At 68.7% G+C, this 13,846-nt stretch carries 17 protein-coding genes; 7 read left to right on the top strand and 10 right to left on the bottom strand.

Features of this window, described 5'->3' with window-relative positions:
- Positions 1-3: 3 nt before the first annotated feature.
- On the bottom strand, positions 4-1,263 hold the full coding sequence (locus tag E8A49_RS17970) for a trypsin-like peptidase domain-containing protein (protein WP_293384653.1): 1,260 nt from the start codon (positions 1,261-1,263) through the stop codon (positions 4-6).
- 67 nt (positions 1,264-1,330) lie between these two features.
- Positions 1,331-1,672: a VOC family protein gene (locus tag E8A49_RS17965; protein WP_293384650.1), complete on the bottom strand. Its 342-nt coding sequence runs from the start codon at positions 1,670-1,672 to the stop codon at positions 1,331-1,333.
- Between the two features lie 139 nt (positions 1,673-1,811).
- Between E8A49_RS17965 and E8A49_RS17960 the strand changes: the two genes are divergently transcribed.
- Positions 1,812-2,237 carry an OsmC family protein gene (locus E8A49_RS17960; RefSeq protein ID WP_293384647.1) on the top strand — a complete coding sequence of 142 codons (426 nt, stop codon included), beginning with the start codon at positions 1,812-1,814 and terminating at the stop codon, positions 2,235-2,237.
- Here E8A49_RS17960 and E8A49_RS17955 read toward each other — a convergent pair.
- From E8A49_RS17955 to E8A49_RS17945, 3 genes are all read right to left on the bottom strand, one after another.
- On the bottom strand, positions 2,234-3,073 hold the full coding sequence (locus tag E8A49_RS17955; RefSeq protein ID WP_293384644.1) for a DMT family transporter: 840 nt from the start codon (positions 3,071-3,073) through the stop codon (positions 2,234-2,236). The two genes, E8A49_RS17960 and E8A49_RS17955, sit on opposite strands and share 4 nt — an antisense overlap.
- 38 nt (positions 3,074-3,111) lie before the next feature.
- Positions 3,112-3,774 (bottom strand): methyltransferase, encoded by a 663-nt coding sequence (locus E8A49_RS17950; protein ID WP_293384641.1) that lies wholly within the window; start codon positions 3,772-3,774, stop codon positions 3,112-3,114.
- A 137-nt stretch (positions 3,775-3,911) separates the two neighbouring features.
- Positions 3,912-4,322 (bottom strand): hypothetical protein, encoded by a 411-nt coding sequence (locus E8A49_RS17945; RefSeq protein WP_293384638.1) that lies wholly within the window; start codon positions 4,320-4,322, stop codon positions 3,912-3,914.
- Positions 4,323-4,535: 213 nt separating this feature from the next.
- Between E8A49_RS17945 and E8A49_RS17940 the strand changes: the two genes are divergently transcribed.
- A complete protein-coding gene (locus tag E8A49_RS17940) occupies positions 4,536-5,027 on the top strand; it encodes a GFA family protein (protein WP_293384635.1) in 492 nt (163 codons plus the stop codon).
- A 142-nt stretch (positions 5,028-5,169) separates the two neighbouring features.
- Positions 5,170-5,409, top strand: a complete 240-nt coding sequence (locus tag E8A49_RS17935; protein ID WP_293384632.1) for a hypothetical protein — start codon at positions 5,170-5,172, stop codon at positions 5,407-5,409.
- 10 nt (positions 5,410-5,419) lie between these two features.
- On the opposite strand, the gene E8A49_RS17930 is transcribed toward E8A49_RS17935, so the two are convergent.
- Together E8A49_RS17930 and E8A49_RS17925 are read right to left on the bottom strand one after the other, a co-directional pair.
- Positions 5,420-7,456, bottom strand: coding sequence for an amidohydrolase family protein (locus tag E8A49_RS17930; protein WP_293384629.1), 2,037 nt, complete (start codon positions 7,454-7,456; stop codon positions 5,420-5,422).
- A 74-nt stretch (positions 7,457-7,530) separates the two neighbouring features.
- Positions 7,531-7,836, bottom strand: a complete 306-nt coding sequence (locus E8A49_RS17925) for a hypothetical protein (protein ID WP_293384626.1) — start codon at positions 7,834-7,836, stop codon at positions 7,531-7,533.
- Positions 7,837-8,062: 226 nt separating this feature from the next.
- Between E8A49_RS17925 and E8A49_RS17920 the strand changes: the two genes are divergently transcribed.
- A complete protein-coding gene (locus tag E8A49_RS17920) occupies positions 8,063-9,757 on the top strand; it encodes a hypothetical protein (protein WP_293384623.1) in 1,695 nt (564 codons plus the stop codon).
- A gap of 6 nt (positions 9,758-9,763) precedes the next feature.
- Here the strand turns inward: E8A49_RS17920 and E8A49_RS17915 are convergent, their stop codons facing one another.
- From E8A49_RS17915 to E8A49_RS17905, 3 genes are all read right to left on the bottom strand, one after another.
- Positions 9,764-10,051: a hypothetical protein gene (locus tag E8A49_RS17915; RefSeq protein WP_293384621.1), complete on the bottom strand. Its 288-nt coding sequence runs from the start codon at positions 10,049-10,051 to the stop codon at positions 9,764-9,766.
- Positions 10,052-10,141: 90 nt separating this feature from the next.
- Entirely contained in the window at positions 10,142-10,405 is a 264-nt protein-coding gene (locus E8A49_RS17910) for a hypothetical protein (protein WP_293384619.1), read from the bottom strand.
- 78 nt (positions 10,406-10,483) lie between these two features.
- Positions 10,484-10,843 (bottom strand): helix-turn-helix transcriptional regulator, encoded by a 360-nt coding sequence (locus E8A49_RS17905; RefSeq protein ID WP_293384617.1) that lies wholly within the window; start codon positions 10,841-10,843, stop codon positions 10,484-10,486.
- A 187-nt stretch (positions 10,844-11,030) separates the two neighbouring features.
- Here E8A49_RS17905 and E8A49_RS17900 point away from each other — a divergent pair, with 187 nt between their 5' ends.
- The 3 genes from E8A49_RS17900 (at position 11,031) to E8A49_RS17890 (ending at position 13,845) form a co-directional block, all read left to right on the top strand.
- A complete protein-coding gene (locus E8A49_RS17900) occupies positions 11,031-12,053 on the top strand; it encodes an NAD-dependent epimerase/dehydratase family protein (protein WP_293384615.1) in 1,023 nt (340 codons plus the stop codon).
- A 3-nt stretch (positions 12,054-12,056) separates the two neighbouring features.
- A complete protein-coding gene (locus E8A49_RS17895) occupies positions 12,057-12,425 on the top strand; it encodes an MmcQ/YjbR family DNA-binding protein (RefSeq protein WP_293384613.1) in 369 nt (122 codons plus the stop codon).
- 181 nt (positions 12,426-12,606) lie between these two features.
- The gene (locus E8A49_RS17890) at positions 12,607-13,845 is read left to right on the top strand and encodes a hypothetical protein (RefSeq protein ID WP_293384611.1); all 1,239 of its coding nucleotides are present in this window, start codon (positions 12,607-12,609) and stop codon (positions 13,843-13,845) included.
- Position 13,846: the final 1 nt, after the last annotated feature.

Here is a 13,846-nt window from a genome sequence, read left to right as displayed (position 1 = left end):
TTCCTAGCCGCCGCCCTTCAGCGCCAGGAAGTCGAGGGCGTCGCCAATAGGGATGAAGAAGTTCAGCGACGATCCCTTCTCGGCGGGCACGCCCCAGTCTGTCAGCCCGATGACCGCGCCATGCTCATCCAGTAACGGGCCGCCGCTGTTGCCGTGGGTCACCGGCGTATCGCTCTGGATGAAGCTGAAGCCATCGACGATGCGCTGGGCCGATACGATGCCGCGCGTAACGGTGCTTTGGAGGTGGGGATCAAGTGGCGCGCCGACCGCGTAGACAGGGGTCCCCGCGGGCGGGACCGTTCTATTCAGCGCCAGCGCGGTGCGGCCTCGAGGCTCCGTCTTCACCAACGCGACGTCGCGGCGCTTGTCAGAGCGGACGACACGGCCCGTCGTCTCGAAGCCGTCCGACCAACGGATCCGCACCTCGGGCATCTCGCCGACCACGTGATGGTTGGTCAGCAGGTAGCCGTCCGACGAGACCAGGACGCCGCTCCCGAACGCCGATCCGGCGAATATCGTGACGACCGAGCCGACGGCGTCGGGGATCGACGTCGGGCGTGTCGTCGCGCCGGACAATACGATCGGGGTCTTTGCCGCGGCCGCCACGACCGCGCTCGGCGCAGCTTCGGCCGGCCCGGTCACGATCTTTCGGAATGTCTCGTTGGACAGGAGGCTGCGTACGTTTGCGGCGAACGCTTCCTGATAGACGGTGCGACCTTCCTGGGAGTCGGTTGCGTTTCTGATCTTCTGGGCGCCCTCGTGGGTCACTAAGGTAGCGACTACCTCGCGTCGCAAGGTCGAATAGACCTGCCACTCGATTTCAACCCGGACGGTTTGCGTGAGGTGGAACGTCGTCTTGCAGATGTCGACGTCAGCCGATTTGAAGAGGGCTCCGACCTGGAGATCGGTCAGCGAAGCTTCCTGGTCGGGAAACAGATTGCCTGGATCGGAATCTGGCTTGAAGCCCGCCGCCTTCAACTCCTCACCGAAGATGTCCTTCAGCCGTGAGAAGTTCGGTGAAACCTGCTTCCACGGTATGTAGACCTGTGGCCGGATGCAGACGATGCCCGCCTCAATGTAACCGACCATGAGGTTATCTGCGATCTGAGCCTTGGCGCGCGCGAGCGCGACGGGCTTCGGCTTGGACTCCGGTGGGAGAGCCGGGACAGTCACGACGGCCGGCGTAGGGATTTCCGCCCACCCCAAAGCTGGCGAGCAGACAGAGATAGCCAAGGCCGCCAAGGCCGAATTGAGCAGCTTCATCCTCGTCCCCCCGGACCTCACTCTGAGCTAGCCGCTGAGCGATGAAAAGAGTCCTACAACCGGGACGTTAGCTCTCGCTCCAGACCGCCAGTTCGTTGCCGCTGGGGTCGGTGAAGTGGAACCTCCGGCCGCCGGGGAAGGTGAAGATCGGGCGCACCACGCCGCCGCCGGCCTCGCGCACCCTGGCCTCCATGGCCTCCAGGTCGTGGGCGTAGAGGATCACCAGGGGCTTGGCCGCCTGGTCCGAGGCGTCGGCGTTGAAGCCGCCGTCCAGCCCCTCGCTCATCGCCGCATAGGCCGGGCCGTAGTCGGTGAAGGCCCAGCCGAACGCCTGACCATAGAAGGCCTTGGTCGCCGTCAGGTCGCCGCCGGGCAGCTCCACATAGTCGATCTTGCCGTCCTCGCGCATCTCGCCGCTCCAGAAGTTGCCCGTTTGTTCCAGCTTAAATCGGCGTTCGACGGGAGTCGAGGGCGTTGTCGTGGAAATGAGGTGGCGCGGCGCGGGCCGCCTCCCTAGCTAGGCGCAAGGCAACCCATGGAGGTTCAGGATGATCCGCAAGGCGAACGCGGTGTGGCGCGGCACGGGCCGCGACGGGACCGGCGATCTCACCACCCAGTCGACGGTGCTGAACGCCACGCCCTACAGCTTCAAGACGCGGTTCGAGGACCAGCCCGGCACCAATCCCGAGGAGCTGATCGCCGCGGCCCATGCGGGGTGCTTCACCATGGCGGTGGCCTTCGCCCTGCAGCAGGCGGGCCTGACGGCGCTGGAGCTGCGCACCGAGGCGCAGGTCTCCCTCGATCCGGACGGCGCTGGCTTCAAGATCAGCAAGTCGGCGCTGACGCTGCGGGCCAAGATCCCAGGCGTCGATGACGCCAAGTTCCAGGAGATCGCCAGGGGCGCCGAACAGAACTGCCCGGTCTCCAAGGTGCTGAACGCCGAGATCACCCTGGACGCCCAGCTCGAGGCCTAGCCGGCCAGCAGGATCGCACCCACCGAGATCGTCAGGGCGCAGACGCCTCGGCGCAGGGTGAAGCGCTCCTTCAGGAACACCGCCCCGATGATGGCGGCGAACAGGATGGCGGTCTCGCGCAGGCCCGACACCTTGGCCATGGGCGCTCGCGACAGCGCCCAGACCACGACGCCATAGGCGGTGAGGCCCATGATCCCGCCGCCGACCGCCTTCAGGGTGTCGGCGTCGGGCCGCAGGGGCGGAAAGCGCTTGCGGATCGCCAGATAGACCAGCGGCATGGGCAGGCCCTGCGCCAGCGTCATCCAGGCGAAGTAGGACAGCGCGTGGCCCGACAGCCGCACGCCGACCCCGTCGGTCACCATGTAGCCGGCGATGAACACCCCGGTGATCAGGGCGTCGCGCATGGCGGCCAGGCCCAGGCGGTCCTTGCCGAGGCTCAAGGCCACGATGCCGCCGGAGATCAGGGCGAGTCCGGCGATGGCCTGCGGCGCCAGGCGCTCGCCGGCGAACACCGCCGCGCCGATCGCCACCAGCAGCGGCGCGGTCCCGCGGGCGACGGGATAGACCTGTCCCAGCTCGCCCTTCTCATAGGCGCTGACCAGGAACAGGCAGTAGCCGACCTGCAGCAGGGCCGAGAGCCCGGCGTAGGGCCAGGCGGCGGGCGCCGGCAGGGGCAGGAAGGGCGTCGCCGCCGCGCAGGCCGCCGCGCCCACCGCGCACATCACGGTGACCGACCACAGCCGGTCGGCGCCGCTGCGCAGCATGGCGTTCCAGGCGGCGTGCAGCAGGGCCGCGCCCAGCACCATCGCCACGACCAGCGGCGGGACGGCGGTCACCGGCGCATGCTCAAGGAAGGAGGCTCAAGGAACGAGGCTCAAGGCAGGGCCCAGACCGCGGTCTTCTTCACCGCCATGTCCTCGAGCTCGCGCGTGGTCGGCACCTGGTACTCCGCCAGCCTGGTTAGGCCCGTGCGGGGGAAATAGCTGCGGCCGGGATCGCCGATCAGCACGACCGCCCCCTGTCGCCGCGCCACGCCCAGCCAGGCGATCACCCGCTCGGCCAGCGGCTTCTCGTAACAGATGTCGCCGGCCAGGACGACGTCGGCCCAGGCGGGCGGAGCACTGTCCAGCAGGTCCGTGTCCGTGAAGCCGCAGGCGACGCCGTTGGCCTGGGCGTTCAACGCCACGGCGGCCTCGCAGAAGACGTCGATGTCGGCGCACAGCGCCTCCTCCGCGCCGGCCTTCATGGCGGCGATCCCGACCAGGCCGGAGCCGGCGGCGAAGTCGATCACCCGCTTGCCGGCGACGGTTCCGGGATGGTCCAGCAGGTAGCGCGCCAGGGCCTGGCCGCCGGCCCAGGCGAAGGCCCAGAAGGGCGGCGGCAGGCCGATCTCCTCCAGGGCCTCTTCGGTCAGTTTCCAGATGGGGGTGATCTCGTCGGCGAGATGCAGCTCGATCTCGGGGACGTGCGGCGGCCGCTGGGCGCGCGTGTTGGCGACGATGAAGTCGCGGCGGCCCTGGGCGGTGGCGGGGATCATGCCGCTTCGTCGGCGGCGTCGACCCTCAGGTCAAGCGATCAGGGCGGTCAGGGAATCGATGCGCCCGCCGCCGCGGACCGGCATCCCTCTCCAGGATGCGCGATCCGCCGACACGCGGGCGTCGGACACGGGACTAGTTAGCAGGGGACCCAGTCATACTGCCCCCGCGAGGCGTTCCAGGACCAGTTGCCGCAAGCGGCTTGCGGTCCGTTAGCAGCCGCGGGCGGCGGGCCCGCATCGTAGCCGTAGTAGCCAGGGTCGGCGGGGTAGTCCGGCCCGTAGTAGCCGTAGGCGGGGTAGCCGTAGCCGTACCAGGGGTAGGCGCCGAGGGCGAGGCCCAGGCCGAAGCCGCCGACGAAGGGCGCGCCACGGAAGCCGCCGCCATAGTAGCCGCCGTGGAAACCACCACCGCGGAAGCCACCGCCGCCATGGAAGCCACCGCCGCCATGGAAGCCGCCGCCACCGTGGCCGCCGGCGTGCTGGGCGCTCGCCGCGACAGGAGCGGCGATCAACGCTGCGCCGGCCAAGGCGCCGAGAATGGGTTTCAAGATCGATTTCAAAGGGACCTCCTATATTCCAGAGGCCGAGGGTCACTATGGCCAACGGTCGAACTGGCCCGCGTCACAACGGGCATCACTAGACATAGGCGCCCGCCGACCGCTCGCCATACTGAAACGTGATGTAATTGAGGTCATTAGGTGACGATTGCGGGGCTATCCGCACGACCCCGTGATCTGGCTTTGGAAAGGGGAACCAAACGCATGCCAGGCGCGCGCAAAGCCTCCGCGGTCCAGTCGGCCGGCGCCTGCGCCTGCGGGGCCGTGCAGCTGGAGATCGACGTCCCGGCGCGCTGGGCCTGGCACGATCACGCCGAGGCCAGCCGCCGGGCCCAGGGCTGCGCCTACGCCACCTACGTCGGCAGCTACCGCAGCCGGTTCCGCTGGCTGGCCGGCGAGGAGCACCTGACCCGCTACACGGACGCCGGGGCCGGAACCACGCGCAGCTTCTGCGCCCGCTGCGGCACGCCCATGCTCTATGAGCGGGCCCGCGCGCCGACCATGGTCAACATCCCGCGCGCCGTCTTCGCCGGGCGCACCGGGCGCGAGCCGCGCTATCACATGAACCTCGCCGAGCAGGCTGACTGGACCTACCTCGGTGAGCCCCTGGCGCCGCTGAAGGGCTATCCCGGCGTCATGTGGGAGCGGCCTCGCCGCGCCAAGCGCCAGGCGTCCGACCCGATGTTCGAACTCTGAAGCCAGCAACGCCCGACGATCGTCCCAGAGCCGCCCGACGAACGCCATGAACCTGAGCCACACTCGGGTGTTGTCATGAGGCGACGTCCGCCGCCCGCCGTCATTAGGGTCAAGGGGCGTTTCTCGGGGAGTGCGTGTGGATATGTTGTCGGGCCTAGCCCTGCGGACCTTGGTCCGGCAGGGCGTCAATCTCGAACTGGATGCGCGGCAGGTCGACGCGGCGCTGGCCTGCGACCTGCTGCAGCTGGGCGGCGCCAGCCACTTCACCTTCATCGCCGCCGGCCACTACGACGCCTCCACCCTGGAGCGCATCGCCGCCCTGGGCCACTCGCGCATCACCTTCCGGTTCGACACCGACTTCGGCGGGTCCTCGGCGGCCTAGCCCTGGCGGCCTAGCGCGCGGGGGTCACCGCCGGCGCCGTCGTGAACGGCTGGATGCCGAAGTGCGGATAGACCTCGCTCGGGTAGTAGAAGGTCCCGTCCTTGACCACCATGCGGATGGTCTTGATCGCCCTCAGGTCCTGGGTGGGATCCCCGGGGATCAGGAAGAAATCCGCCAGCTTGCCCTTCTCGATGGAGCCCATGCGCTGGTCCTGGCCGGTGTACTTGGCGGAGTCGTAGGTCGCGCGCTTGACGATCTCAGCCGGGGTGAAGCCGGCCCGCTGATAGAGCTCCAGCTCGCGGTGGTAGGTGAAGGACCCGCCGGTGTCGGTGCCGAAGACGATGAAGACGCCGCGGTCGTGCAGCATCTTGGTGGTGCGCAGGATCTGCTCGAAGGCCTCGCGGTAGGCCTTGTCGTCGCCGGGCGCGGAGGTGTCGACCCAGGCCTTCATGGCGCCGCGCCGATAGCCGATCGGCATGTGGTCCAGGTAGTCGACGGCGCCGGGCGGGACCTGGCCGTCGCGGTTCTGGGTCAACTGCTCGTGGATGCCGAGCGTCGGGTCGATCGCCTTCTTGCCGTCGACCATCATCTGGATGGTGTGCTGCACCTTGGGGCTGTTGAGGTCCAGGGCCGGCAGGCGCTTGAGCGCGGTCAGGCGGAACAGGGTGCGGGTGTCCTCGCCCGGCGTCATCACCCAGCCCAGCATGAACTGGTTGATGTGGGTCATCTCGTCATAGCCGGCCTGGATCATGTCGTCGGCGGTGGAGAAGGCCGGGACGTGGCCGGCGACCCGCATGCCCAGGAGGTGCGCCTCCTTGGCCATGGCCGGCACCCAGGCGGGGTTCATGGAGTTGTAGATCTTGATCTGCCAGTAGCCGCGCGCGCCGTACCAGCGCACCGCGTCGATGGCCGCCTGCTGGTTGTCCACCAGGATGCCGTTGTTGGCGGAATAGGGGCTCTTGCCCTCGATGAAGCCCGAGCGGATCACGTGCGGGCCGCCGATCTCGCCCGCATCCATGCGCCGGATCAGTTCGTCCAGCACGGCGTTGTCGTTTCCCATGTCGCGCACGGTGGTGATGCCGGCGATCAGGTTCAGCAGGGCCCCGTCCTGGCCCAGGTGGGCGTGCATCTCGTAGAAGCCGGCGACCAGGGTCCCGCCGGCGCCGTCGACGGTGACCTCGCCGGGCGTGGGAGGGCTGTCCAGGGGCTCGACCGCGGCGATCTCCTTGCCGCGCACCACCACCGAGACCGGGCCGGTCAGGCTGGAGGTCTTGGGGTCGAACAGGCGGACGTTCCGGATCCGCACGGGCCCCGCGTAGCGGTGCGCGACCTCCTTCTCCATGTTGACGAAGCGGGCGGCGGACCAGTCGGCGGCCAGCTTGCGCAGCCGCACCTCCTCGCCCTCATAGCCCTTGCGCACGATGATCGAGGAGGCGTCGACCTCGGCGAACATCTCGCCCTTGGCGTCGAGCAACAGGGTGGTGGGCGTCAGGTCGATGCCCAGCAGATCGTAGCGGGTGACCTGCAGCGGCCCGCCTTCGCCCTGCACGGTCAGGGTCTCGCCCTTCTCCAGTCGGAGCGTGCCGCCGGGCAGGGCGGCCATGGTCATGTTGGGGGCTTTCAGGAGCTGTTTGGCGATGATGCCGTCGCCCCAGGGGCTGCCGGCCTGGGCCACGTAGAGGCCGGGCTTGGCGATCGCGGCCTGGCCCTTGCCGGTGGAGTCCTCCCACTGCGCCTTGCCGGCCTCCTGGTGGAAGCCCTCGGACACCTTGGAGCCGAAGGTGGTGGCCCCGGCGATCTTCCAGTCCACCGGCAGGCCGTCGGCGTTGGACTTGATGACCTCGGCGTCGGTGGGGCCGCGGCCGTTGTTCTTGATGTCGAAGTCGATGACCGTGACGTCGCCGGTGGTCTTGGCGATCAGGTGGCCGACGTTCTTGCCGCCGAACACGGCGGTGAAGCTGTCGGTGCGTGTGATCCCTTGGGCGCCGGCCGGGTCCGCGGCGAGTAGGGCGATGGCGGAGGCGCTGAGCGCGAGGAGCTTGAGCATGCCTCGGTTAGAGCATCGGCCCCGCTCAGCGTAAAGCTGGCCCCGCCGCGGGATACGGCGGGGCCTTGGCGAGCCTAGAAGCGGCGGTCGTGGCGACCGTCATGGCGGTCGTATCCGCCATGCCAGACGGGCCGCACGTCGCGATAGCCGTAGGTGGGATAGGCGTCGTAGCCGTAACCGTAGTCGCTGTAGCCGTAACCGTAGCCGTAGGCCGGGACCTCGCGGCGGACGTCGCCGGCGAACCGGCGGTCCTCGAAGCGGCGGTCGCTGCGTGCTTCGTAGCCGCCGCCATGGCGGCCCCAGTCCTGGGCCATGGCCGCGGCGGGGACCAGTAGGCTGGCGGCGGTCGCGGCCGCCAGGAGCATCGTTTTCATCGGCATGTCTTCGTCTCCTGAGCGCGGCGCGTCCCAGGAGCGGAACGACGTCGGATCGAGGACCACCCTAGGCGCGGCATGCTGAACGGCGCGGGGATGGGCGGTTGTCCGCTATTCACCGCCATTGGACGCGGCGCCCGGAGTGTTCGGCGGCCATTCCTCGGCTGGCCGGTTGTCAAAGCCCGTCGCTTCCGCCTAGCGTGCGCCGGCATTTTTCCGGGGGATCATCACGGTGCTGAAGAACGTCTTGCTGGCCGGCGCGGCCTTGTTCCTGGTTGTGGGCGCGGCCGCCGCCCAGCCGCCCACGCCCAGCCAGCCGGCCGCGGCGCAGGCGTCGGCGGGTAAGAAGCCGGAGACCGGCGCCACCGCCGAGCCCAACGCCGGGGTGCTCTTTAAGCCGGAACGCTCCGACAGCGACGGCTCGGTCACCGTCGAAGGCCAGGTCGTCCCCTACCACGCCGTGGCCGGCACCATCGTCGTCCATCCGCGCGGCTGGGATGACTCTGCGCGCCGCGAGGCGGCTCCGGCCAGCGGGGCCAACCTCGGCGCCGGCGGCAATCCCGAGGCCGAGGCCTCGATGTTCTATGTGGCCTATTTCAAGAAGGGCGTTCCCAGCGCCGACCGGCCGATCACCTTCATCTACAACGGCGGCCCCGGCTCCTCGACCATGTGGCTGCACATGGGCGCCTGGGGGCCGAAGCGGATCGTCACCGCCGACAACGGCCAGCACACCCCGGCCGCGCCCTATTCGCTGGTCAACAATTCCTATTCGATGATGGACGTCAGCGACATGGTGTTCATCGACGCGCCGGGCGTCGGCTTCAGCCGCATCGCCGGCCGCGACAAGGAAAAGGCCTTCTGGGGCGTCGACGAGGACGGGGCGGCCTTCAGCCAGTTCATCCTGGCCTTCCTGTCGCAGTACGGCCGCTGGAACAGCCCGAAGTACCTGTTCGGCGAAAGCTACGGCACGCCGCGCTCGGCGGTGCTGATCAACGACCTGGAGACGGGCGAAAGCGTCGACTTCAACGGCGTGATCCTGCTGTCGCAGATCCTCAACTTCGCCCTCAGCGTCGATGGCGCCGAGAACAACCCGGGCAGCGACCAGGCCTACATCACCGCGGTGCCGACCTACGCGGCCAGCGCCTGGGCCCGCAAGATGGTCCCGGGCGCGCCGGCGACCATCGAAGCCTACATGAAGGAGGTCGAGGACTTCGCGACCGGCGACTATGCGCTGGCCCTGCAGAAGGGCTCGGAGCTCGACCCCGCCAAGAAGCGCGCCATCGCCGAGCGCTACGCCCACTACACCGGCCTGCCGGTGGACTACGTCCTGCGCGCCGACCTTAGGATCACCGGCGGGGAGTTCGAGAAGGAGCTGCAGGTCGACCAGGGCCTGACCACCGGGCGTCTCGACACCCGCTTCTCCGGCCCCGACCTCGATCCGCTGGCCAAGGAGTCCGGCTACGACCCGCAGTCCTCGGCCCTGTCCTCGGCCTATGTCAGCGCCTTCAACGACTACGCCCGCCGGACGCTGGGCTATGGCGAGGGCAAGATCTTCAAGCCGTCGGTCAACGTCTTCCGCTTCTGGGACAACAACCACGTGCCGCCGGGCCGCGGGTTCGGCGCCCCGCGCGCCATGCTCAACGTCATGCCCGACCTGGCCAACGCCATGAAGCAGAACCCGGGCCTGAAGGTGATGCTGCTGGGTGGCTACTACGACCTGGCCACGCCGTTCTACGAGGGCTGGTACGAGATGCATCACCTGCCGATGCCCGACAGCCTCCAGCCGAACATCAGCTACCACTACTACGAGAGCGGCCACATGGTTTACGCCAAGGAGGCCTCGCTGAAGGCCATGCACGACGACGTGGCGGCCTTCATCACCCACACCGACAATCTGCGCCCCGCCGCGCCGGCGGCGGCGAAGTAGGCGCGCTCAGGACGCCTTGTCGCGCCGCCGCTCGCGGCGCGGCATGGCCCTGCGCCGCTCCACGTGCTGGAAGAACTGGCCGCCCTGGTTGATCAGGAGGGCCACGTCCATGGCCCCGATCAGCACTGTGCCGACCAGACCGCTGGGCGAGGCGAGGTCCTTGGGCACGCTCTGCACTTGGTGGATGATGCCGAGGACGAGGCCGATGCCCAGGAACAGGTTGTAGGGCCGCCCGAACTTCTCCTGCAGCCACTCGTCGAGGCGATAGGCGGCGCGCGCCAAGTTCATGATCATCTGGCTGTCCCCCGAGAACCCTTGCGGGGACAGTCTAGCGCGGCGGCGGCGGTTGTCTGCTGCGTCCCGGCTATGGCGCGGCGCGCGCGGTCAGGCCGCCGGCTTGCCGAAGCGCCGCTCGATATGGTGCGACAGCACCCCCAGCTGGTGGATCAGCAGCATCGCCTCCACCGCCAGTTCCGCGACGACCCAGACCAGGCCGCGCGGCGAGCTGAACTTGCCAGGCAACTCCATGACGCGGTGGACGATCTCCAGGACCAGCATCACGGCCAGGATGGCGTTGTAGGGCCGGCCCAGCCGGTCCTGCAGTCCATGGTCGAGCCGGTAGGCTCCGCGCAGCACCGCACCGATCATCGCACTCTCCCCGGACAGGCTCCGGGGCAGTCTAGCGACCTGGCGGCGATTGTCTGTGGGGGTTGTCCGGCGGCGGCCTCAGTCGCGGACGATGTGAGGGTCTTCCTTGCGCCACAGCTCGGGCGCCGAGAGGCTGTCGTAGAAGTAGGAAACCGGGGCCTCCAGGGCCATGGCGATGCACCAGAGCTGCGAGGCCGACATGGCGCAGAGCCCGGATTCGTACTTGTGCACCTGCTGAAAGGTCACGCCGCAATGCTGCGCCAGGTCCTCGAGCGTCATGTCCAGCATGCGGCGGCGCTGGCGGATCGCCCGGCCCAGCCGCTCCTGGATATAGCGGTTGGTCGCCGGGGTGATCGGCGCGGGACGCAGGCGACGCAGGGCGTCGTTCGCCGCCTGCAACTCCACGGTGTTCGGTTCGAGGGTCTGCTGCATCGTCATGACGTGACTCTCGGGCGCCGAGGTCGCGACGTGGAGTTGCAGCGCAGCGCTGCGCGATGCACGAAGTTGCACGCTGTTCGGTGAACTTTCGCCGCACTGCACACCCCCGGCGTTCCCTTGCGGAATGGCCGGCGATATCTTAGCAGTGTAAACATCGAATGGGCGGCAGACGCGGGGCGGACGGACAATGAGCGGCGAAACGGTGCTGGTGACCGGTGGCTCGGGCTACATCGGCGGGTGGTGCGTGGCGGGCCTGCTGCAGCAAGGCTATGTGGTGCGCACGACCGTCCGGGACCTTGGCAAGGAGGCTGCGGTCCGCGCCTCGTTGGGCAAGATCACCGATCCCGGCAACCGGCTCAGCTTCCACGCCGCCAATCTGACTTCCGACGACGGCTGGGACGCCGCCACCGAGGGCTGCGACTACGTCCTGCACGTGGCCTCGCCGCTCGGCGTCGCCGATCCCAAGGACCCCGATGAGCTGATCGTGCCGGCCCGCGAGGGCGCCAAGCGGGCCATCGCCGCGGCGATCAAGGCCGGCGTCAAGCGGGTGGTGATGACCTCCTCGGTGGCGGCGGCCGCCAAGGGCGTCGGCGGCTCCGACTGGACGGCCGACGAGACGGTCTGGACCGATCCCAAGACCCCGCGGCTCAGCGTCTACGCCCAGTCCAAGACCCTGGCCGAACGGGCGGCCTGGGAGCTGATCCACGCCTCGCCGAGCAACACGACGCTGGCGACCGTCAACCCGGCCCTGGTGCTGGGTCCGGTGACCAGCGGCGACTTCTCGGAGTCGGTGCAGGTGGTGGAGCGCCTGCTGTCCGGCCGGGTGCCGGGCCTGCCGCGCCTGGGCTTCAACGTGGTCGATGTCCGCGATGTGGCCGACCTGCACATCCGCGCCATGACCGACCCCAAGGCGGCGGGCGAGCGGTTTATCGCCGCGGCTAACTTCGCCTGGATGACCGACATCGCCGCGCTCCTGCGCCAGCGCCTCGGCCCACAGGCCGCGAAGGTCCCCACCCGCAAGGCGCCCGATTTCGTGATCCGGCTGGCCGGCCTGTTCGACAAGGACCTGGGCTCGGTGACGCCGGGCCTCGGCCATAAGCACGACTATTCGCACGACAAGGCCGAACGCATCCTGGGCTGGAAACCGCGGCCTCTGGAGGAGACCGTCCTCGACTGCGCCAACAGCCTGATCGCCACCGGCGCGGTCTAGGCCATGCTGGCGGCCGATCCCGACGCGGTCCTGGATCGCCTGCGGACGGCGGCCCTGGGCCTGCCGGAGACCGACGAGGTGATCTCCCACGGCATCCCGGCCTTCCGGGTGGCCGGTAAGATGTTCGGCTACTTCCGGCACGACCACCACGGCGACGGCATGACCGCGGTCTGCGTCAAGACCGGCGGCCGCGACGAGCAGGAGATGCTGATCGAGGCCGACCCCGACCTCTTCAGCCGCCCGGCCTATCTGTGGCCGTCCGGCTGGGTGGCTATGAGCGTGGCTGATCCGGATCTGGATTGGACCCACGTCGAGGCCCGCCTGCTCGCCAGCTGGCGCCTGGCCGCGCCGAAGCGGCTGGCGCACATCTGATCTCCAGTGCGGTGTCATCCCGGTTTTACGGAGTTAAGGACCGGGACCCATGCGCACCGATGGTCGGGGATTGATCAGCAGGCGCGGAGTCTATGGGTCTCGGACAAGCGCCGCGTGCTTTCCGGGATGACAGCGCGGGGCGGCGCGCCATAGTCGCGTTTCGGTTGGCAGGGAGCGGGACATGCGAAAACTTGGCGCTTTGATGATGGCGGCGGTGCTGGCGACGAGCTGGAGCGCGCACGCCCAGGCGCCGCAACCCGCCCAGCGCCGCCAGCCGCAGGAGGCCAACGGCTACACTCGCTATGAGCTGCTCGCGCCGGGGTCGGGCAAGTTCCGGATCATCTACGACATCACCGCCGTGCGCACCGGCGCGACGGCCTTCTTCAACCCGATCCGCAAGGGCTCGGTGGCCTCCGACGAGAGCGTCACGGACATGGCCACCGGCAAGCCGCTGAAGTTCGCCCAGGTCTCGGGCGAAAGCGCCAAGACCACGGGCCTGCCGGACGCCGATCCCACCTACGACTACATCCGGGTGGAGCTGGCCCATCCGGTGCCGGCGGACGGCGGCGAAGCGCGCATCCTGATCGAGAAGACCTATGAGGACGCCAAGAGCTACTACGTCCAGGGCGCCGACCTGATCTTCGACCGGCCGCTGGGGATCAAGAAGAACGCCGTGGTGCTGCCCAAGGGCTATGTGCTGACGTCCTGCAACTATCCGTCCCAGGTGACCCAAGAGGCCGACGGGCGCTTGCGGATCAGCTTCTACAACATCACCCCTGGCGAGGCGCCCCTGAAGCTCAGAGCCTCGCCCGGCCAGCTCTCGGCCACGCCCACCAGCGTCAAGGGCAAGTTCGGCGAGCGGGCCAAGCAGACGCGCGACATCGTCTACTTCCTGCAGCCGCCGGAGACCCACGCCTTCGACCTCTACCACGACTACACCGAGGAGAAGGCCGGGGTCAGCCGCTACATCAACGTGGTCCGGCCTGGCTCGGTGGCCACCAACCCCAGCGCCAAGAACCTCGATACAGGCGAGTCCATCCCCGCCGTCCACATGAAGGGCGCGGAGATCACCAAGGCCGGCATCGACGACCCCGAACTTGGCAAGGTGACGCCGGAGAGCGAGATCGTGGTGTTCAACTTCAAGCCGCTGCAGCCCGGCCAGTCGATCCGCCTGCGGATGAGCGAGACCTACACCGATCCCGGCCGCTACAAGCTGGTGGGCGACGAACTGGTGTTCGACCGCACCTTCGGGCGGGCCGAGAACGCCGTGGTCCTGCCCAAGGGCTGGATGCTGACCAATTCCTCCGCGCCGGTCACCGTCAGCCGCACCGACGACGGCCGCGTGCGCCTCGACTTCAACAATGCCCGCCCCGACGAGGTCGAGGCGCTGTTCACGGCCAAGCGGGTGAGCGCGCCCTAGG

Source organism: Phenylobacterium sp., assembly GCF_004799515.1.
Lineage (GTDB): Bacteria > Pseudomonadota > Alphaproteobacteria > Caulobacterales > Caulobacteraceae > Phenylobacterium.
The sequence above is the reverse complement of the archived record's forward strand: the minus strand, read 5'-3'. Positions and strand labels throughout refer to the sequence as shown.

Excerpts from the sequence above, each read along its gene's own strand:
- E8A49_RS17910 (WP_293384619.1), bottom strand. The coding sequence starts at position 10,405 with ATGATCGGTGCGGTGCTGCGCGGAGCCTACCGGCTCGACCATGGACTG.
- E8A49_RS17925 (WP_293384626.1), bottom strand. The coding sequence starts at position 7,836 with ATGCCGATGAAAACGATGCTCCTGGCGGCCGCGACCGCCGCCAGCCTA.
- E8A49_RS17940 (WP_293384635.1), top strand. The coding sequence starts at position 4,536 with ATGCCAGGCGCGCGCAAAGCCTCCGCGGTCCAGTCGGCCGGCGCCTGC.
- E8A49_RS17950 (WP_293384641.1), bottom strand. The coding sequence starts at position 3,774 with ATGATCCCCGCCACCGCCCAGGGCCGCCGCGACTTCATCGTCGCCAAC.
- E8A49_RS17900 (WP_293384615.1), top strand. The coding sequence starts at position 11,031 with ATGAGCGGCGAAACGGTGCTGGTGACCGGTGGCTCGGGCTACATCGGC.
- E8A49_RS17935 (WP_293384632.1), top strand. The coding sequence starts at position 5,170 with ATGTTGTCGGGCCTAGCCCTGCGGACCTTGGTCCGGCAGGGCGTCAAT.
- E8A49_RS17895 (WP_293384613.1), top strand. The coding sequence starts at position 12,057 with ATGCTGGCGGCCGATCCCGACGCGGTCCTGGATCGCCTGCGGACGGCG.
- E8A49_RS17905 (WP_293384617.1), bottom strand. The coding sequence starts at position 10,843 with ATGACGATGCAGCAGACCCTCGAACCGAACACCGTGGAGTTGCAGGCG.
- E8A49_RS17930 (WP_293384629.1), bottom strand. The coding sequence starts at position 7,456 with ATGCTCAAGCTCCTCGCGCTCAGCGCCTCCGCCATCGCCCTACTCGCC.
- E8A49_RS17965 (WP_293384650.1), bottom strand. The coding sequence starts at position 1,672 with ATGCGCGAGGACGGCAAGATCGACTATGTGGAGCTGCCCGGCGGCGAC.
- E8A49_RS17915 (WP_293384621.1), bottom strand. The coding sequence starts at position 10,051 with ATGATCATGAACTTGGCGCGCGCCGCCTATCGCCTCGACGAGTGGCTG.
- E8A49_RS17970 (WP_293384653.1), bottom strand. The coding sequence starts at position 1,263 with ATGAAGCTGCTCAATTCGGCCTTGGCGGCCTTGGCTATCTCTGTCTGC.
- E8A49_RS17890 (WP_293384611.1), top strand. The coding sequence starts at position 12,607 with ATGCGAAAACTTGGCGCTTTGATGATGGCGGCGGTGCTGGCGACGAGC.
- E8A49_RS17960 (WP_293384647.1), top strand. The coding sequence starts at position 1,812 with ATGATCCGCAAGGCGAACGCGGTGTGGCGCGGCACGGGCCGCGACGGG.